The 17,499-nt window shown below is 67.3% G+C and carries 18 protein-coding genes; 7 read left to right on the top strand and 11 right to left on the bottom strand.

The window, feature by feature from the left end; all coding sequences use genetic code 11:
* The 4 genes from mnmG to BGN95_RS10015 form a co-directional block, all read left to right on the top strand.
* On the top strand, positions 1-1,696 hold a 1,696-nt coding region (mnmG, locus tag BGN95_RS10000), incomplete at its 5' end, for a tRNA uridine-5-carboxymethylaminomethyl(34) synthesis enzyme MnmG (RefSeq protein ID WP_286772533.1).
* Complete coding sequence (locus BGN95_RS10005) at positions 1,693-2,307, top strand: 16S rRNA (guanine(527)-N(7))-methyltransferase RsmG (protein WP_286772534.1); 615 nt, start codon at positions 1,693-1,695, stop codon at positions 2,305-2,307. The genes mnmG and BGN95_RS10005, both read left to right, overlap by 4 nt.
* Positions 2,304-3,086, top strand: a complete 783-nt coding sequence (locus BGN95_RS10010; protein WP_179512964.1) for a ParA family protein — start codon at positions 2,304-2,306, stop codon at positions 3,084-3,086. The genes BGN95_RS10005 and BGN95_RS10010 overlap by 4 nt, the downstream gene beginning before the upstream one ends.
* Positions 3,083-3,979, top strand: a complete 897-nt coding sequence (locus BGN95_RS10015) for a ParB/RepB/Spo0J family partition protein (protein ID WP_179512963.1) — start codon at positions 3,083-3,085, stop codon at positions 3,977-3,979. Before BGN95_RS10010 ends, BGN95_RS10015 begins: the two co-directional genes overlap by 4 nt.
* A gap of 91 nt (positions 3,980-4,070) precedes the next feature.
* Here BGN95_RS10015 and holA read toward each other — a convergent pair whose 3' ends face one another.
* From holA to BGN95_RS10035, 4 genes are all read right to left on the bottom strand, one after another.
* On the bottom strand, positions 4,071-5,096 hold the full coding sequence (gene holA / locus BGN95_RS10020; protein WP_286772535.1) for a DNA polymerase III subunit delta: 1,026 nt from the start codon (positions 5,094-5,096) through the stop codon (positions 4,071-4,073).
* A complete protein-coding gene (gene lptE / locus BGN95_RS10025; protein ID WP_179512961.1) occupies positions 5,093-5,593 on the bottom strand; it encodes an LPS assembly lipoprotein LptE in 501 nt (166 codons plus the stop codon). Before lptE ends, holA begins: the two co-directional genes overlap by 4 nt.
* Positions 5,590-8,100: a leucine--tRNA ligase gene (leuS, locus tag BGN95_RS10030; protein WP_286772536.1), complete on the bottom strand. Its 2,511-nt coding sequence runs from the start codon at positions 8,098-8,100 to the stop codon at positions 5,590-5,592. Before leuS ends, lptE begins: the two co-directional genes overlap by 4 nt.
* 62 nt (positions 8,101-8,162) lie before the next feature.
* Positions 8,163-8,600, bottom strand: coding sequence for a DUF3576 domain-containing protein (locus BGN95_RS10035; RefSeq protein ID WP_179512959.1), 438 nt, complete (start codon positions 8,598-8,600; stop codon positions 8,163-8,165).
* A 230-nt stretch (positions 8,601-8,830) separates the two neighbouring features.
* On the opposite strand from BGN95_RS10035, the gene BGN95_RS10040 reads away from it, so the two are divergent.
* Positions 8,831-9,535: a hypothetical protein gene (locus tag BGN95_RS10040; RefSeq protein WP_179512958.1), complete on the top strand. Its 705-nt coding sequence runs from the start codon at positions 8,831-8,833 to the stop codon at positions 9,533-9,535.
* Positions 9,536-9,656: 121 nt separating this feature from the next.
* Here BGN95_RS10040 and BGN95_RS10045 read toward each other — a convergent pair whose 3' ends face one another.
* A complete protein-coding gene (locus BGN95_RS10045) occupies positions 9,657-10,181 on the bottom strand; it encodes a thiamine phosphate synthase (RefSeq protein WP_265313505.1) in 525 nt (174 codons plus the stop codon).
* 22 nt (positions 10,182-10,203) lie between these two features.
* Between BGN95_RS10045 and BGN95_RS10050 the strand changes: the two genes are divergently transcribed.
* Complete coding sequence (locus BGN95_RS10050) at positions 10,204-10,881, top strand: YggS family pyridoxal phosphate-dependent enzyme (RefSeq protein ID WP_286772537.1); 678 nt, start codon at positions 10,204-10,206, stop codon at positions 10,879-10,881.
* On the top strand, positions 10,878-11,540 hold the full coding sequence (locus BGN95_RS10055) for an HAD family hydrolase (protein ID WP_265268838.1): 663 nt from the start codon (positions 10,878-10,880) through the stop codon (positions 11,538-11,540). Before BGN95_RS10050 ends, BGN95_RS10055 begins: the two co-directional genes overlap by 4 nt.
* A gap of 242 nt (positions 11,541-11,782) precedes the next feature.
* Here the strand turns inward: BGN95_RS10055 and ribA are convergent, their stop codons facing one another.
* The 6 genes from ribA to BGN95_RS10085 all read right to left on the bottom strand — a co-directional run bounded on the left by ribA (position 11,783) and on the right by BGN95_RS10085 (position 17,476).
* Positions 11,783-12,832, bottom strand: coding sequence for a GTP cyclohydrolase II (gene ribA, locus BGN95_RS10060; RefSeq protein ID WP_179512954.1), 1,050 nt, complete (start codon positions 12,830-12,832; stop codon positions 11,783-11,785).
* Entirely contained in the window at positions 12,829-13,611 is a 783-nt protein-coding gene (locus BGN95_RS10065) for an exodeoxyribonuclease III (RefSeq protein ID WP_286772538.1), read from the bottom strand. Before BGN95_RS10065 ends, ribA begins: the two co-directional genes overlap by 4 nt.
* A gap of 362 nt (positions 13,612-13,973) precedes the next feature.
* Positions 13,974-14,573 carry a LolA family protein gene (locus BGN95_RS10070; RefSeq protein WP_286772572.1) on the bottom strand — a complete coding sequence of 200 codons (600 nt, stop codon included), beginning with the start codon at positions 14,571-14,573 and terminating at the stop codon, positions 13,974-13,976.
* Positions 14,574-14,650: 77 nt separating this feature from the next.
* The gene (locus BGN95_RS10075; protein WP_265268839.1) at positions 14,651-15,370 is read right to left on the bottom strand and encodes a TerC family protein; all 720 of its coding nucleotides are present in this window, start codon (positions 15,368-15,370) and stop codon (positions 14,651-14,653) included.
* A 228-nt stretch (positions 15,371-15,598) separates the two neighbouring features.
* Complete coding sequence (rho, locus tag BGN95_RS10080) at positions 15,599-16,855, bottom strand: transcription termination factor Rho (protein WP_179512951.1); 1,257 nt, start codon at positions 16,853-16,855, stop codon at positions 15,599-15,601.
* Between the two features lie 162 nt (positions 16,856-17,017).
* Complete coding sequence (locus BGN95_RS10085) at positions 17,018-17,476, bottom strand: CopD family protein (protein ID WP_179512950.1); 459 nt, start codon at positions 17,474-17,476, stop codon at positions 17,018-17,020.
* Positions 17,477-17,499: the final 23 nt, after the last annotated feature.

A 17,499-nucleotide genomic window follows, 5' to 3' on the forward strand; every position in this document is an offset into this window, starting at 1 on the left:
CGTTATCGTGGTCGGCGGCGGCCACGCCGGAACCGAGGCCGCCGCGGCCGCCGCGCGGCGCGGCGCACGCACCGCGTTGCTCTCGCAGCGCCGCGACCGGATCGGGGCGATGTCGTGCAACCCGTCGATCGGCGGGCTCGGCAAGGGCCATCTGGTCCGCGAGGTCGACGCGCTCGACGGGCTGATGGGACGCGCCGCCGACGCCGCCGCGATCCACCACCGCATGCTCAACCGCAGCAAGGGGCTCGCGGTGCAGGGACCGCGCGTTCAGGCGGACCGCACGCGCTATATGCGTTCGATCCAGGCGCAACTAGAGCAACAGGACCGGCTGACGGTGATCGAGGGCGAAGCCGCGGCGCTGATCCTGCGCGGCGGCGCGATCGCCGGGGTCACCTTGCTCGACGGCAGCGCGATCACCGCGCGCGCGGTGGTGCTGGCCACCGGCACCTTCCTCGGCGGACGAATCTTCCGCGGCGACGAGCGCGACGACGGCGGCCGCGTCGGCGAAGCGGGCGCGAACGAGCTGGCGCGGCAACTCCGCGCGCTCGATCTGCCGGTGCGCCGCCTCAAGACCGGCACCCCGCCACGGCTCGACGGGCGGACGATCGACTGGGCGATGCTCGCGCCGCAACCGTCCGACAAAGATCATTGGACGATGTCGCCGATGACCCGCGCGCGTGCCCTCCCCCAACTCGCCTGCGCGATCTCGCGCACCACCGATCGGACCCACGCGATCATCCGCGACAATCTGCATCGCTCGCCGCTTCATACCGGCGCGATCGAAGCGGGCGGGCCGCGCTATTGCCCGTCGATCGAGGACAAGATTCGCCGCTTCGGCGACCGCGACGGGCATCAGATCTTCCTCGAACCCGAGGGGCTCGACGACCCTCTGGTCTATCCCAACGGCATCTCGACCTCGCTGCCGAGCAATGTTCAGCGCGCAATGGTGCGCTCGATTCCGGGGCTCGAAGACGTGGAGATCGTCACCCCAGGCTATGCGGTCGAATATGATCATATCGATCCGCGCGCGCTCGATCATCGGCTCGCACTCGGCGCACTCCCCGGCGCCTTCCTCGCCGGGCAGATCAACGGCACGACCGGGTATGAGGAAGCCGCCGCGCAGGGGCTGATCGCCGGCGCCAATGCCGCGGCGCACGCGCTCGATCTTGCGCCGCTCCAGCTCGATCGCGCGACCTCCTATCTCGCGGTGATGATCGACGATCTGGTGCTGCAGGGGGTGACCGAACCCTATCGCATGCTCACCGCGCGCGCCGAATATCGCCTCGCGCTCCGCGCCGACAATGCCGAGACGCGGCTGTCGCCGATCGCCGAAGCACATGGCCTGCTGAGCGATGAACGCCGCGCGCACCTCGCCCGGCGCAACGAGCAGCGCGCGGCAATCGCGCGCGGCGAGCATGACGGCGCCGACCCGGACCTGATCCGCGAGGCCGAGGAGGACGCGCGCTACGCCCCCTATCTCGAACGCCAGGCGGACGAGATCGCGCGGATGCGCCGCGACGCCGCGATCACGATCGCCGCAGGCGACGCGCTCGCCACGGTCAACGGCCTGTCGAATGAAATGCGCGAACGATTGCTCGAAGCCAATCCGCGGACGCTCGACGAAGCCTCGCGGATCCGCGGGGTGACCCCGGCGGCATTGACCGCGCTGTGGCTTCACGCAAAGGCCAATGCATGACCGAGAATGACGCGCGCGGGTGGATCGAACAGCGCTTCGATGCCGAGGCGACCGAACGCGTCGCGCGCTTTGCCGATCGCGTGATCGCCGAAAGCGAGCAGCAGAATCTGATCGCACGCTCGACGCTCGACGCGATCTGGGCACGCCATATTCTCGATTCCGCGCAGCTGATCCCGCTCGCCGGCCCGATCGATGAAACGACGCGCTGGCTCGATATCGGATCGGGCGCAGGCTTTCCCGGCGCAATCGTCGCGCTGCTCCTCCCCGCGCAGGTCACATTGGTCGAGCCACGCCGGCGTCGCGCCGACTTCCTCGCCGACGCCTTGTGCGGCGCACCCAATGCAACCGTGATCACCGCCAAGATCGAGGGCGCACAGCTTCCGTCGCAGCAGATCGTCAGCGCACGCGCAGTCGCACCGGTCGACGAGCTGCTCCGTGCGACCCGCCACGTCACCGACATATCCACACGTTATATCCTTCCCCGTGGACGAACCGCGCACGTCGAGCTTGAAAGCGCGCGCCGGGGCTGGCACGGATTGTTCCACGTGGAACCAAGCATCACCGATGCGGAATCCGGGATCCTGATCGCAGAAAAGGTTCGCATGCGATGATTTGTATCGCGGTCGCCAACCAGAAGGGCGGAGTCGGCAAGACCACCAGCGCGATCAACCTCGCGACCGCGCTGGCTGCGACCGGCAAACGCGTGTTGCTGATCGATCTCGATCCGCAGGGCAATGCCTCGACCGGGCTCGGGATCGGGCAGGCGGCGCGCGGCATTTCGAGCTATCACGTGCTGGTCGACGCGACCCCGATCGAACAGGGCGTCGTCGCCTCCGGCATTCCCCGGCTCGATATCCTCCCCGCGACCGTCGATCTGTCGGGCGCCGAGATCGAGCTGATCGAGCTCGAGGCACGCACCCACCGGCTGCTCCGCGCGATCGAGGAATGCCCGCCGCGCTGGGATATCGTGCTGATCGATTGCCCGCCCTCGCTCGGGCTGCTGACGATCAATGCGATGGTCGCGGCGGATTCGCTGCTCGTCCCGCTGCAATGCGAATTTTTCGCGCTCGAGGGGCTGAGCCAGCTGCTTAGCACGGTCGAGCGGATTCGTGCGCGCTTCAACCCGTCGCTGTCGATCATGGGGGTCGCGCTGACGATGTACGATCGGCGCAACCGGCTGACCGAGCAGGTTGCCAATGATGTGCGCGCGGTGCTCGGCCGGGTGGTGTTCGAAACGGTGATCCCGCGCAACGTCCGTCTTTCCGAAGCGCCGAGCCACGGCCTGCCCGCATTGATCTATGATCATCGCTGCAGCGGGTCCGAGGCGTATATGGCATTGGCCCGTGAATTGATCGCGCGGCTTCCCCGCATGAACGAGGCCGCCGCATGACCGATCGCCGCCCCCGCCCCGGCCTCGGCCGCGGGCTCAACGCCCTGCTCGGCGATTTCGCGCGCGACGAGGCCGAGACCGCCAAGGAAGGCCATAACACCTCGGGCGTGCGGATGATCCCGATCAGCTCGATCGCGCCGCACCCCGGCCAGCCGCGCCGCCATTTCGACGAAGCGGCGCTGACCGAACTCGCCGCCTCGATCGCCGAGCGCGGGCTGATCCAGCCGATCATCGTGCGCCCGCACGGCCACGATTATCAGATCGTCGCCGGCGAGCGCCGCTGGCGCGCCGCGCAGCGCGCGCGGCTCCACGAAATCCCCGTCGTCGTCCGCGATTACAGCGACACCGACACGCTGCAGATCGCGCTGCTCGAGAATATCCAGCGGCAGGATCTCAACGCGATCGAAGAGGCGCAGGCCTATCACCGGCTGGCCGAGGAATTCGGCCACACCCAGGAAGTGCTGGCGAAGATCGTCCACAAATCGCGCAGCCACATCGCTAACCTATTGAGATTGCTTGATCTTCCGTCGGAAGTTCAGGCGCTGGTGATCGACGGCAAGCTTTCGATGGGGCATGCGCGCGCGCTGATCGGCGCGCCCGATCCGATCGCGCTCGCCGAGGAAGTAGTCGAGAAGGGCCTGTCGGTGCGCCAGACCGAGCGCCTCGCCAGCGCCGCCAAGCCGGGCGGCGGGCGTGGCGCGACGGTTGCGCCGATTCGCCACCCGTCCGATTCGGCGGCCGATATCGTCGCGCTCGAACGCCAGCTCTCCGATCTGCTCGGGCTCAACGTGCGGATCAGCTACAGCGATCGCGGCGGATCGATCACGCTCGATTATTCGACGCTCGATCAACTCGATATGGTCTGCCAGCGGTTGAGCGGCGAGCGGATCTGACCACCGTCATCCCAGCGAAAGCTGGAATCTCGTACTGCAGGCGCTTGCTCCGCTGCTTGCTACCCCTGCTTTCGCTGGGGTGACGTGAAGGTCACCCCCGCCCCAATCGCCGCGCGCGTTCGGCCAGCCTGATCATCGCCTGATCCGCCAGCACCGCCCCCGCAGTCCCGCTCGCCACCAGCGCGCGCTCGACGCGGCGCACCTGGCGCTGCGCTTCGGCCAGCGCTTCGGGGGTCCAGCGGCGCAGCGCCGCCGCAGTTGCGGCTTCCTCGCGGAAGAAGACGCGGTGGCGCTTGATCACCGACGCGATATCGCCCCCCGCCGCGACATCGGCGCGCATCTCCGCCAGCGCGCCCAGCCGGCGCGCGAGCGAGCGCAGCCACGGGATCGCCGAGCCCCCCGCCTCGCCCATCCGCCGCAACGCATCGCCGAGGTCGGACGAACGCCCGGCGACCACCGCCTCGACGATCTCCGACATCTCCGCCTCGCCCAGATCGGCGCCGACCGCATCGAGCGCGGCATCGTCGAGCTGCTGCGGGCGATCGGGGCCGGCATCGAGGTAAAGCGCCAATTTCTCCAGCTCGCGCGTCATCACCGCGCGATCGGCGCCCGTTGCCTGCACCAGCCGCCGCGCCGCGCCGCCCGCCATGCGCAGGCCATGCTCGCGCGCAAGCTGCCCGGCGAGCGCCTCGGCCCCCTCGCCCACCGGCACATAGCATGCGGTGGCGAGCGCCGAATCCGCCTCCAGCGCACGCTTGACCAGCCGGCTGGTCGCCTTGGCCGAAGGCGCGATCATCACCACCGGATTGCCCGCGCGCTCCGCCGCGAGAAGCGCCTCGACCGCCGCGGTCGATTCGTCCCCCACGCCCGTGACGCGGATGTAGCGCGCGGTGCCGAACAGCGAGAGCGACGCCGCCTCGTCCGCGAGCCGCGCCGAATCGCCCCGGAGCGCCGCGCCGTCGAGGTCGACCCGCTCCGCCTCCGGCCCCATCGCGCGCCCGAGCCGCTCCGCCAGCGCAAGCGCGGCGGATTCGTCCGGACCATAAAGCAGATAGAGCCGGATATCGGGCGATGGCCGGTCGAGCGCTTGCCGGATCCGCGTCTCGCTCGCCTTCATTTGCGGAGCGACTCGTTCCTCGCATAGAGCGCGACGCGCGCAACGATCTGGTCGGCGACGATATCGCTCAACCGTTCGAGCGCGGTGCTCTCCGCGGCGATCGTGGCATATTCGGAGGTCACGACGTCGATCCCCGCGTCCGACCCGGCGGTGGCGTCGAGCACCACCGTCCCGCTGTCGAGCGCGACGAGCTGGTAGCGCGCGCGCAACGTGCGGCGCTCGCGGGTCACGCTGTTATCGCTACGCACCGCGAGGCCGATGATCCGATCGTCGAGTTTGACGTCGAGCCGATAGCGCGCCTGGCTCGTCCCGCCCGCGCCGAGCCGGTCGCGCAGCGCATTGGAGACGAGCCAGCCCGATTTGCCCTCGATCGGCGCGACATCGACCTGGCCAAGCGCATTCGCCACCGGCCCCGCGCCGCCCGCGGTATAGAGCGGCCTGAGCCCGCACCCGCCGAGCGTCAGCCCGAGCGCAAGGAGGGCGGCAGCGCGCTTCATGCGACGAGATTGACCAATCGATCGGGCACCACGATCACCTTCTTCGGCGTCTTGCCCTCAAGGATACGGATCACCTTGTCGCTGGCAAGCGCCGCGGCTTCGATCGCCTCCTTCGGCTGGCCCTTGGGCAGCACCAAAGTGTCGCGCAGCTTGCCGTTGACCTGGATCGCGATCGTCACCTCGTCCTCGACCAGCAGCGCCGCGTCGACCGCCGGCCAGGCGGCATCGGCGATCAGCCCCGTTCCGCCGGCTGCCGCCCACGCCTCCTCGGCGAGATGCGGCACCATCGGCGCGACGAGCAGCATCAGGTTGCGGATCGCATTGTCGCGCGACGCCGAGGGCGCGGCCTTCTCGATCGCATTGGCGAGTTCGTAGATTTTGGCGACCGCCTTGTTGAACGACAGAGCCTCGATATCCGCCGCGACGCCGGCGATCGTCTGGTGCAATTTGCGGTCGAGCGCGGTATCGGCGCCCTCGCCGGCCCCGGCCCCTTCGAACAGCCGCCACAAGCGCTGGACGAAGCGCCACGCACCCTCGATCCCCGCCTCGCTCCACGGCAGATCGCGCTCGGGGGGCGAATCCGACAGCATGAACCAGCGCACCGCGTCGGCGCCATACTGATCGACGATGCCGGTCGGATCGACGGTATTCTTCTTCGATTTCGACATCTTCTCGACGCGGCCCAGCGTTACGGCCGCGCCGGTGGCGATCTCGATGCCGTCGCGCACGTCGTCCGGCGCCAGCCAGCGGCCGTCGGCGGATTTGTACGTCTCGTGCGTCACCATCCCCTGGGTGAACAGGCCGGTGAACGGCTCGCTGACGTCGATCATCCCGATATGGTTGAGCGCGCGGGTCCAGAAGCGGGCGTAGAGCAGATGGAGGATCGCATGCTCGACCCCGCCGATATATTGCCCGACCGGCAGCCAGCTTTCGGCGACCGCCTTGTCGAACGGCTTGTCCTTGGGTTGGCTGGCGAAGCGGATGAAATACCAGGACGAATCCGCGAAGGTATCGAGCGTGTCGGTCTCGCGCAGCGCCTCCCCGCCGCATGTCGGGCAAGCGACGTGCTTCCATGTCGGATGCTTGTCGAGCGGGTTGCCGGGGGTGGCGAAGCTGACGTCCTCGGGCAGCACGACCGGCAATTGGTCGGCCGGCACCGGCACCACGCCGCACGCGGCGCAATGGATGATCGGGATCGGGGTGCCCCAGTAACGCTGGCGGCTCACGCCCCAGTCGCGCAGGCGATAGACCGTGGCGCCCTCGCCCCAGCCGCCGTCCTCCGCGCGGCGGATCACCTCGCGCTTGGCGTCCTCGATGTCCATCCCGTCGAGGAAGTGCGAATTCACCACGGTCCCCGGCCCGCTATACGCCTCGTCCTCGTGGAATTCGGGGGCATCCTTCGCGCCGTCGGAGACGACGCGGCGGATCGGCAGCCCGTATTTGCGCGCGAATTCGAAATCGCGCTGGTCATGCGCGGGCACGCCGTAAACCGCGCCGACGCCATAATCCATCAGCACGAAATTGGCGATATAGACCGGCAATTGCCACGCCGGATCAAAGGGATGGTTCGCGGTGATGCCGGTATCGAAGCCCAGCTTCTCCTGCGTTTCGAGCTCGGCCGCGGTGGTGCCGCCCTGTTTGCAGCGCTCGATGAACGCCGCCGCCTCGGGGCTGTTCGCGGCGATCGCCTGCGCGATCGGGTGGTCCGCCGCGACCGCGACGAAGCTCGCGCCGAAGATCGTATCGGGCCGGGTGGTGAATACCTCGACCGTGTCCGCGCCGCCGACGCTGGCCGACAAAGCGAAGCGGAAAGTGAGCCCCTGGCTCTTGCCGATCCAATTCTCCTGCATCAGCCGCACCTTGTCCGGCCAATGTTCCAGCGCCTTCACGCCGGACAGCAGATCATCGGCGAAGGCGGTGATCTTGAGGAACCACTGGCTCAGCTTGCGCTTCTCGACCAAGGCGCCGGAACGCCAGCCGCGCCCGTCGATCACCTGTTCGTTGGCGAGCACGGTCATGTCGACCGGGTCCCAATTGACCGCGCTTTCCTTGCGGTAGACGAGCCCGTGTTCGTAGAATTTGAGGAACAGCGCCTGCTCGTGCCCATAATAATCGGGCTCGCAGGTGGCGAGCTCGCGCGTCCAGTCGAGCGCGAAGCCGAGCCGTTTGAGCTGCGCCTTCATCGTCGCGATATTGTCGCGGGTCCAGCCGCCCGGGTGGACGCCCTTCTCCATCGCGGCATTTTCCGCGGGCATGCCGAACGCATCCCACCCCATCGGATGGAGCACTTCCATGCCCTTCATCCGCCGATAGCGCGCGAGCACGTCGCCCATCGTGTAATTGCGGACGTGCCCCATGTGGATGCGCCCCGAGGGATAGGGGAACATCTCCAGCACATAGCTTTTGGGCTTGGGGCTGTCGTCGCGGGCGGCAAAGGTCTTGGCGTCGTCCCACACCTGTTGCCAGTGGGCGTCCGCCTTCAGCGCGTTGAAACGGGTGTTGCTCATTATCTCTTATCGGTGTGGCGGCGCGCGGTGCGGGCTTGTGTAAAGGCCCGCGACCGCATCGCTCAGCCGGTGATCGAGGCGCGGCGCAGGTCGCGCGCGCGGGTGAGGATGATGTCCTCGAGCTTCTGCACGGTGGACGCCGCGACCGGGGCCGAGACCCACTGGCCGTTCTGGTTCACCTCGCGCAGCGCGGCGACGCGCAGCGCATCGGCGCGCAGATCCTGGTCGAGGATCGAAACCGTCACCTTCATCCGCTCGGTCGGCACCTGCGGGTTGACGTACCAGTCGGTCACCACGACGCCACCGTTCGAATCCGTCTGGAGCAGCGGCATGAACGACAGGGTGTCGAGCGTCGCGCGCCACAGATAGCTGTTGACGCCGATCGTGGTGATCTTCGACGCGGCAAGATCCGCCTCGGGCCGCACCTTTTTGTGGCCGCCACATGCCGTAAGAGCAAGGGCGGCACCAATTGCTAGCGCAAAACGCAACGGGCGGAACATCGGCATCGTCCTGAAAGCTGGGTAAAGGCAGCCGCAACCTCTACATAGGCACCCGTCCCCCCGCAAGCGGGGGCGGTGCCGCCCAGAATCACCCGGCGATGTGGGAGTCTTGCAACACTTAGCAATAAAGCGACTCAAAAGATGGTGCGCCGGGATCGAATCATGTTAGGCGAATTTTCAATCCATGGTTGGAGGGACTCGTGGTCGCTGCACGCGCGATTGCTGGCGGTATGATCGTGGCGCTTGTCGCCGCGACCGCCGTGGTTGCGCCTGCGATCGGCGCCACCGAGATCGGGCAGCGCGCGGCCAAGAAGGCCGTCGCCGCCGCAAGTGCAAGCTCCCGTTTTTCCAGCGGATTTACCCCTTCGGCGGCCGATCCGCGGCTTGCGGCGGTGTTCGCGCGCGGCGGGCTCGACAGCGCCGATGTCGGCGAATTCCGCTTCACCCCGGCCGAAACCCGGCAGGGCAATCGCGCGGTGACCGTCGCGGTGCGCGCGCGTTCGACTCGCGCGGGCGAGTCGAACGGCTTCACCGGCACCGCGCCGACCGTCGGAATCGCGCCGATCGCCTATAATCTCGGCGCGGCGATCGGCTGGCAGCGCTTCGCGGTGTCGGGCGATATCTCGCGCATCGACGTCGGGCCGCAGCCCGGCAGCCGCGAATCGACCGATGTCGCGGTCAGCTATTCGCTCAACCGCTTCACCGGCCGCGTGAAGGCGACCGCCGATCGCCCGCTGCCCGGCGCGGCGAAGACGCTCGACAATACGTCGAGCTATGCGATCGACGTCGGCGGTTCCTATTCGCTGACCCGCAACATCGATCTCACCGCGGGGCTGCGCTACAAGAGCGAGCGCGAGCGGCTGACCCAGTCGCAGTTCACCGACGATCGCCGCGACAGCCAGGCGGTCTATGTCGGGACGGCGTTCCGCTTCTGACGCGCGCTGCGCCGATATTCCCCGTTCGCCCTGAGCTTGTCGAAGGGCGGCCCCAACTCAACAACGACAGGACGGCCTTCGACAAGCTCAGGGCGAACGGGTGTGTTGCGCGCCCGACGCTCTATCGCACCAAAGCGTCGATCCCAGCCCAGCCGTTGAATCCCGTGAGTCGCGCGTAACGCCGCGCATCCATTCCGCCGAGCGCGATTCGGCATAGCGGCATTCCCGCCGCAATCGCGCGCGCGCGCCGCGGCCCCAGCGCCGGCGCACCGGGATGCGAGCGGGTGGCGAACAGCGGCGAGACGAACAGCACATCGGCGCCGCGGCGCAGCCCCGCGACCGCTTCGCGCCGATCATGCGCCGGCCAGGTCACCAGCCCCGCGCCGCGCCGGCCATGCACCCCCATTTCGCCCGCCAGCGGCATATCCCCCGCCCGCACCAGTACCAGCCCGCGCACGCGCGCAATCCGCAGCAGCCGCGCGAACAGCCGGCGGCGCTCGGCCGCCGGGGTGGCATAATGGCGGAAGACGATCCCCGCGCCGCGCGGCAGCCGCCGCACCGCCCGCCACAAAGCGTCGCCGCTGCGTTCGTCGGTCATCAGCCACAATGACGGGATCGGTGACGGCACGGGGTGGCGGCGACGCATCGCGCTTCCTATAGCGCGGGGCATGTCCCGTGCCGAGCTTCCTCCCGCCGCCGCGCGCCTTGCCGAGATTCGCGCGCGGATCGCCCGCGCCGCCAAGCCCGCGCAGCGCGATCCCGCCACCGTGACGCTGATCGCGGTCTCGAAAACGCACCCCGCCCCAGCGATCGAGCCGTTGCTCGCCGCCGGGCAGCGCGATTTCGGGGAGAATCGCGTCCAGGAGGCGCAGGCGAAATGGCCGGCGCTGCGCGACCAATGGCCCGATGCGCGGCTCCACCTGATCGGCCAGCTTCAATCGAACAAGGCGGCCGAAGCGGTCGCGCTCGCCGATGCGATCCATTCGATCGATCGCCCGTCGCTGGTCGCCGCGCTCGCCAGGGCGATGGATGCGCAGGACAAGCGCCCGGCGTGCTTCGTCCAGGTCAATATCGGCGACGAGCCGCAAAAGGGCGGCTGCGCGATTCCCGCGCTTCCCGCCTTGCTCGCCGAGGCGCGCGCCGCCGGCCTGCCGCTCGCCGGGCTGATGTGCCTGCCCCCCGCCGGGATCGAGCCGGCACCCTATTTCGCGCTGCTGGCAAAGCTCGCGCGCGATTCGGGGCTGGCGGGGCTCAGCATGGGGATGTCGGACGATTTCGAGACCGCGGTGATGCTCGGCGCGACGCATGTCCGCATCGGCAGCGCATTGTTCGGCGCCCGCGCATGAAGGTCGCCGCGCTGCTGTTCGATTTCGACGGGGTACTGATCGACAGCGAGTCGGTCGGCAACCGCCAGATCGCGACCTATCTCACCGCGATCGGCCATCCGACGACCGCAGAGGAATCGATGGCCAATTTCATGGGGCTATCGGGCGCCGCTTTCCTCGAGCGGATCGAGCAATGGATCGGGCGGCCGCTGCCCGCCGATTTCCACGAGGCGCGCAAGGTGGAGGACGAACGCGTGATGGCGGCGGGGATCGACGCGGTCGCCGGCGCGGTCGCCTTCGTCGAAGCGCTGCCGCGCGATCTGCCGCGCGCGATCGTCTCGTCGAGCTCGACGCGCTGGATTCGCCGCCACCTCGACCATATCGGGCTGAGCGCGGCGTTCGGCGACCATATCTATTCGGGGCGCGAGCATGTCGCCAATGGCAAGCCGGCGCCCGATATCTATCTCTACGGCGCGGCGCAGCTCGGCGTGCCGATCGAGCGCTGCGCGATCATCGAGGATTCGCCGGTCGGCGCAACCGGGGCGGTGGCATCGGGCGGGCACGTCATCGGGCTGTGCGCGGGCAGCCACTGCCCGCCAAACCACGCCGCGCGGCTCCGCGCGCTCGGGGTGCACGATATCGCGCATGATTTCACCGAGGTGGCGCGGCTGCTGGCCTGATTACTCTCCATCACCCCGGCCTTGAGCCGGGCTCCATCGGGAGGCAGGCGTAGGGCAAGAGGCTCTTGCTGCGGCGTTCGCGGCGCCATGGACCCCGGCACAAGGCCGGGTGACGGCTGATTCGGCGCCAGATCTACTCGTCATGCCGGGCTCGACCCGGCATCCAGAGCCACGAACACCGTCGCCTGTGACTCAGGATGCCGGATCAAGTCCGGCATGACGATGAACGGGTCACACACCAATCAGAGCTGGTGCCCGGTGCGATCGCGCTTGGTGGCGAGATATTTCTCGTTGTGCGGATTGGGCGGCAGGAAATGCGGCACGCGTTCCACCACCGCGATCCCCGCTGCTTCGAGCCCGGCGACCTTGGCCGGGTTGTTGGTCAGCAACCGCACCGTGCGCTGGCCGAGCAGTTCGAGCATCCGCGCCGCCACCCCGAAATCGCGCGCATCGATCGCGAAGCCGAGCCGGGTATTGGCGTCGACCGTGTCATAGCCCTGATCCTGCAGCGCATAAGCGCGAAGCTTGTTGACCAGCCCGATCCCGCGCCCTTCCTGCCGCAGATAGAGCAGGATGCCCCAGCCGCTCGCCTCGATCTCGCGGATCGCGGCGTCGAGCTGCGGCCCGCAGTCGCATTTTAGGCTGCCGAGCGCATCGCCCGTCAGGCATTCGCTGTGCAGCCGCACCAGCGGCGCGCGCCCGTCGGGCTCGCCGATCAGCAGCGCGACATGCTCGCCGGGCGATTCGGGGGTACGAAAGGCGACGATCTCGGCATCCTCGGCATGCGCCACCGGCAGCCGCGCGCGCGCCGCGATCGTCAGCCGCGTGGCATCCTCATGCGCGTCGATATCGGCGGGGGTGATCGTCACCTCCGCTTCCCCCGCGGGTTGCGCGAAGAAAGCGGGGAGCAGCCCGGCGATGCGCGCCAGCCGCAAGGCGGCGGCGGCATCCGCCGCGGCGATCAGCGGAAGCGCGCGGAACGGCCCCTTCATCGGGGTGGCGAGATCGAGCTGCGGATCGGCAAGCGCGGTCGCCATCGCGAAATCGAGCCACGGCGCGCGATCGATCAGCACCGGCGCATCGGGCTCGGCCGCTTCGCGCTGGTTGGCGAGCTTGAGCGTCGCCGCGCGGCCCGCGGAGAGCAAAAGCGGCGCGATGCCTTCCGGGTCGAACGCCGCGAGCCGCCCCGCATCCGCCGTCTCGACCGGCAACAGCGCCAGCGCGCCGATACGGATCGGCCAGCCGCGGCGCAGCGCGTCGATCGCGCGGGCGGTGGCGCGCGGGTCGCTCAAAAATCGAACTCGGTCATGATCGGAACATGGTCGGACGGCTTTTCCCACGCGCGGCACGCCTCGAACACATGGTGTGCGCGCGCGGCTTTCGCCACCTCGCCGGTCGCCCACATATGATCGAGCCGGCGGCCGCGATCGTTCTTGGTCCAGTCGGGCGAGCGATAGCTCCACCAGCTGTGGAGCCGCGCCGGGGCAGGATAGAAATGCCGCCCGAGATCAACCCAGTCGTTCGACGCCTTGAGCCGGTCGAGCGCCTCGACCTCGATCGGCGTATGGCTCACCACCTTGAGCAGCGCCTTGTGGCTCCACACGTCGCTCGGCAGCGGCGCGATGTTGAAATCGCCGGTGAGGATCGTCGGGCAATCGAGCTTCGCCGACCAATCGGTCATCCGCTGGACGAAATCGAGCTTCTGGCCGAATTTGGGGTTGAGATCGCGATCCGGGATGTCGCCCCCGGCCGGGACATAGACATTCTCGAGCCGCACCCCGTTGGGCAGCCGGACGCCGATATGCCGCGCTTCCTTATTGGCCTGCCAGTCGAACCGGTCGTCCTCGACGAGCGGCACGCGCGAGACGATCGCGACGCCGTGATGCATCCGCTGGCCGTGGACCAGAATATGATCGTAACCGAGCGCGCGGAACGGCGCCGCGGGAAAATCCCCGTCGATCACCTTGGTTTCCTGAAGACACAGGATATCCGGCGAGGCCTCGCGCAGAAATTGTTCGACGATGCCGATGCGGAACCGCACCGAATTGATATTCCAGCTGACGATCTTCACGGGACAGGGCTTTAGCGGGGGCGATAGCGCTGCGCCAGACGGCACTGGGCCGCTTCCCATATCAAGATAGTTTCGTGGAGTGCGCGGCGTGGCAAAGCCACGCCGTCGGACGGGTTCGCGTGCCGCGACCCGCCGGCCGAGCTTGTGCGAGTCAGCCGGGCGTGGCCGGCTGCCGCACGGCGCTAAAACGCTAAGGCCCCCGCTCCGGGGGCTTGGAGCGAGGGCCAGCCTGACGTTCGTCACGCAGGGGAAGCAAGGGAGATTCGGGCAACAGGGGGAAAATCCCGAAGGCCTCGCTTCCACGAACTGTCTTTTAAGCGGTCAATCCTGTCGCTGAGGTGAACGATTGTAAGGAAACGCCACTAACTGTGAGTGGAATTCCTCCGCGGGTCGTTCCAGCGGAACGTTCCGTCGTCCACCGGCGCGTTGAAGCGCTGATCCGACAGCCGGATCGTCGTGCGGTTGCCCTGGCTGTCGAGCATCACCCAGCCCTGCAGCATCAGCCCGCCGGGGGCGCTCGCCTCGCGCGCGAACACCAAAGTGATCCGGCCATATTCGGGATGCTTGGCGTCATAGCCTTCGACCGACAGCACGCGCGGATCGGCCGAGGGCACCACCTTGGCGAAGCGGCCGATATCCTTGTCGGGGTTGATCAGCACGCTCAGCGGCGTGTTGCCGATCGGCCAGCGCTGCACCTGCTTCACCGAATAATCGATGAAGGTCAGCGCCTTGCCATCGCCGACGATCAGGATCGGCACGCCCTTTTCATATTGGAAGCGGATCTTGCCCGGCTTCTTCAAGGTCAGCGTGCCGGTGAGCACCTTGCCGTTGCGGTCGGTCTGGCTGAACGCGGCGGTCATGCTGCTGACCGCCGACAGATGGCGCTGGACCTGCGCCAGATCGCCGTTCTGCGCCACGGCGGGGGCCGCGATCGCGATCGCGGCGGTAAACGGCAGCAGCATGGATTTCACGCCAAAAACCTCCAAAGTTCGATTCCGCTTGTCGCCTTCGGCCATTGAATGCGCCGTGAACCCGGCGTTCAGAACAACATTATCAATCCCTGCGTGCTGTCGGTGCCGATCCAGCCTTCGTAGATCATCTTGAACGCGACGAACACGATCACCGCCAGCCCGACATAAGCGATCCAGCGATAGCGATCGATGACGCGCGCGATCGCATTGGCCGCGATCCCCATCAGCGCGACCGACAGCAGCAAGCCGACGACGAGGATCCCGGGATGTTCGCGCGCCGCGCCCGCCACCGCGAGCACATTGTCGAGGCTCATCGACACGTCTGCTACTGCCACGGCCCATGCCGCGCCGACGAAGCTCTTGGCGGGGGCAAGCCCCGATTGCTGGCTGTCGTCCGCCTGGTCGGCGGCATGGCCCCCGCTCCTGATCTCGCGCCAGAATTTCCAGCTCACCCAGAGCAGCAGCAGCCCGCCGGCGAAGATCAGCCCGACGATTCCCATCAGCCAGGTGACCATCAGCGCGAAGACGATCCGCAGCACCAGCGCGGCGGCGATGCCGATCAGGATCACCTTGCGGCGCTGATCGGCGGGCAGCCCCGCGGCAAGCGCGCCGACGACGATCGCATTGTCGCCCGCCAGCACCAGATCGATCATCAGCACCTGGCCGAATGCCGCGAGCGCGGCGGGATCGCCGAGGTTCGAGAAATCAGCGATAATATGCTGCCAGATGTCGCCGAGCGAACCCGGCCCCTGAATGGCGGCCGCCGCAGCGAGGAAGGTAAGGATCAACGCGAAAACTCCCGGGTGAAGTCCGCGTGATACTAGGATGGCGGGGCAAGGTCACGTCAACTGTGGTTCGGGTGGCGCTATTCTCCCCTCCCTTCACCAGGGAGCGGAGCAGAGAGGACCACAAACGAAAAACGGCGTGGCAAAGCCACGCCGTCGGACGGGTTCGCTTGCGCGACCCGCCGGCTGAACCGGCGTGGCCTGCCGCAGCATGCGGCAGGCCACGCTCGGTTATTGATTCATGCTTTCGAAGAAATCCTCGTTGGTCTTCGAATCCTTCATCTTGCCGAGCAGGAATTCCATCGCATCGACGGTGCCCATCTGCATCAGGATGCGGCGCAGCACCCACATCTTGCTCAGCGTGCCCTTCTCGACCAGCAATTCCTCCTTGCGGGTGCCGGACTTGCCGACGTCGATCGCCGGGAAGATACGCTTGTCGGCGACCTTGCGATCGAGCACGATTTCGGCGTTGCCGGTGCCCTTGAACTCTTCGAAGATCACTTCGTCCATCCGGCTGCCGGTATCGATCAGCGAGGTCGAGATGATCGTCAGCGAGCCGCCCTCCTCGATGTTGCGCGCCGCGCCGAAGAAGCGCTTCGGGCGCTGCAACGCATTAGCGTCGACACCGCCGGTCAGCACCTTGCCCGACGAGGGGACGACGGTGTTGTAGGCGCGACCCAAACGGGTGATGTTGTCGAGCAGGATCACCACGTCCTTCTTGTGCTCGACCAGCCGCTTGGCCTTCTCGATCACCATTTCGGCGACCTGCACATGGCGCGTCGCCGGCTCGTCGAAGGTCGAGGAGACGACCTCGCCGTTCACCGTGCGCTGCATGTCGGTGACTTCTTCGGGGCGCTCGTCAATCAGCAGGACGATCAGGAACACCTCGGGGTGATTGTGGCTGATCGCGCGCGCGATATTCTGCATCATGATCGTCTTGCCGACGCGCGGCGGGGCGACGATCAGGCAGCGCTGGCCCTTGCCGATCGGCGCGACGACATCGAGCACGCGGCCCGACTTGTCCTTGATCGTCGGATCCTCGATTTCCATCTTCAGCCGCTCGTCGGGATAGAGCGGGGTGAGATTGTCGAAATTGACCCGGTGGCGAACCTTTTCGGGCTCTTCGAAATTGACGCTGATCAGCCGGGTCAGCGCGAAATAGCGCTCGCCGTCCTTAGGCGCGCGAATCTCGCCTTCAACCGTATCGCCGGTGCGCAGCCCGAACTTGCGGACCTGGTTGGGCGAGACATAGATGTCGTCGGGGCCGGCGAGATAATTGGCCTGCGCGCTGCGCAGGAAGCCGAAGCCGTCGGGCAGCACCTCGATCGTGCCTTCGCCCATGATCTGGTCGCCATTCTCGGCCTGGACCTTGAGGATGGCGAACATCAGATCCTGTTTGCGCAGGGTCGAAGACCCCTCGACGCCAAGCTCCTCGGCCAGCTGGACCAGATCCGCCGGAGCTTTCTTCTTCAAATCTTTCAAATGCATGTGTGTCGTGTCCCGATGGGATCGGTAGGGGGAGTCAGCTCGGACGGCGAGATACGCTGGCGAACGATGCTATAGGGAGGCGGCAGGACAGGATAAGCCCTACCGTTGCGTCGACGTAAGAACACACCGCCGCCAAGTCAAGCGGCGGGTGACGGGCAAGGCTCAGAATGGCCGCACGATCACCAGAATCACGATCAGCGTCACGGTGAGCGCGGGAATCTCGTTCATCATCCGCAAACCGCGGTTGCTGATCGTCGCCTTGCCCGCGGCGAGTTTCTTCGAATAGCCGACCGCCCAGCCGTGATAGCCCGACAGGAGCACGACGATCGCGATCTTGGCGTGGAGCCAGCCGAGCCCGGTCCCCCCCGCGAACAGTCCGATATTGGCCGCCAGCAGCAGGCCGAACACCCAGACGAGGATCATCGCCGGGGTGAGGATGATCCGCCGCAGCCGCCGCTCGCGCTCGACCCAGCGCGCCGCATCGACCGGATCGCTCAGCCCTTCCTGATGATAGACCAGATAGCGCGGCAGCATGAACATCCCCGCCATCCAGAAGATGACGAAAATCACATGCGCCGCCTTTACCCAATTATAGGCCGCACCGAGGAAACCCGGCTCCATCCTGTGCCTCCGCTATTCCAAAC

It is taken from the genome of Sphingomonas sp. 66-10 (assembly GCF_001897045.1).
Lineage (GTDB): Bacteria > Pseudomonadota > Alphaproteobacteria > Sphingomonadales > Sphingomonadaceae > Sphingomonas > Sphingomonas lycopersici.

What these genes read in the sequence shown, in the direction of transcription:
- BGN95_RS10005 (WP_286772534.1), top strand. Translation starts at nt 1,693, where the DNA reads ATGACCGAGAATGACGCGCGCGGGTGGATCGAACAGCGCTTCGATGCC.
- BGN95_RS10010 (WP_179512964.1), top strand. Translation starts at nt 2,304, where the DNA reads ATGATTTGTATCGCGGTCGCCAACCAGAAGGGCGGAGTCGGCAAGACC.
- BGN95_RS10015 (WP_179512963.1), top strand. Translation starts at nt 3,083, where the DNA reads ATGACCGATCGCCGCCCCCGCCCCGGCCTCGGCCGCGGGCTCAACGCC.
- holA (WP_286772535.1), bottom strand. Translation starts at nt 5,096, where the DNA reads ATGAAGGCGAGCGAGACGCGGATCCGGCAAGCGCTCGACCGGCCATCG.
- lptE (WP_179512961.1), bottom strand. Translation starts at nt 5,593, where the DNA reads ATGAAGCGCGCTGCCGCCCTCCTTGCGCTCGGGCTGACGCTCGGCGGG.
- leuS (WP_286772536.1), bottom strand. Translation starts at nt 8,100, where the DNA reads ATGAGCAACACCCGTTTCAACGCGCTGAAGGCGGACGCCCACTGGCAA.
- BGN95_RS10035 (WP_179512959.1), bottom strand. Translation starts at nt 8,600, where the DNA reads ATGTTCCGCCCGTTGCGTTTTGCGCTAGCAATTGGTGCCGCCCTTGCT.
- BGN95_RS10040 (WP_179512958.1), top strand. Translation starts at nt 8,831, where the DNA reads ATGATCGTGGCGCTTGTCGCCGCGACCGCCGTGGTTGCGCCTGCGATC.
- BGN95_RS10045 (WP_265313505.1), bottom strand. Translation starts at nt 10,181, where the DNA reads ATGCGTCGCCGCCACCCCGTGCCGTCACCGATCCCGTCATTGTGGCTG.
- BGN95_RS10050 (WP_286772537.1), top strand. Translation starts at nt 10,204, where the DNA reads ATGTCCCGTGCCGAGCTTCCTCCCGCCGCCGCGCGCCTTGCCGAGATT.
- BGN95_RS10055 (WP_265268838.1), top strand. Translation starts at nt 10,878, where the DNA reads ATGAAGGTCGCCGCGCTGCTGTTCGATTTCGACGGGGTACTGATCGAC.
- BGN95_RS10070 (WP_286772572.1), bottom strand. Translation starts at nt 14,573, where the DNA reads ATGCTGCTGCCGTTTACCGCCGCGATCGCGATCGCGGCCCCCGCCGTG.
- rho (WP_179512951.1), bottom strand. Translation starts at nt 16,855, where the DNA reads ATGCATTTGAAAGATTTGAAGAAGAAAGCTCCGGCGGATCTGGTCCAG.
- BGN95_RS10085 (WP_179512950.1), bottom strand. Translation starts at nt 17,476, where the DNA reads ATGGAGCCGGGTTTCCTCGGTGCGGCCTATAATTGGGTAAAGGCGGCG.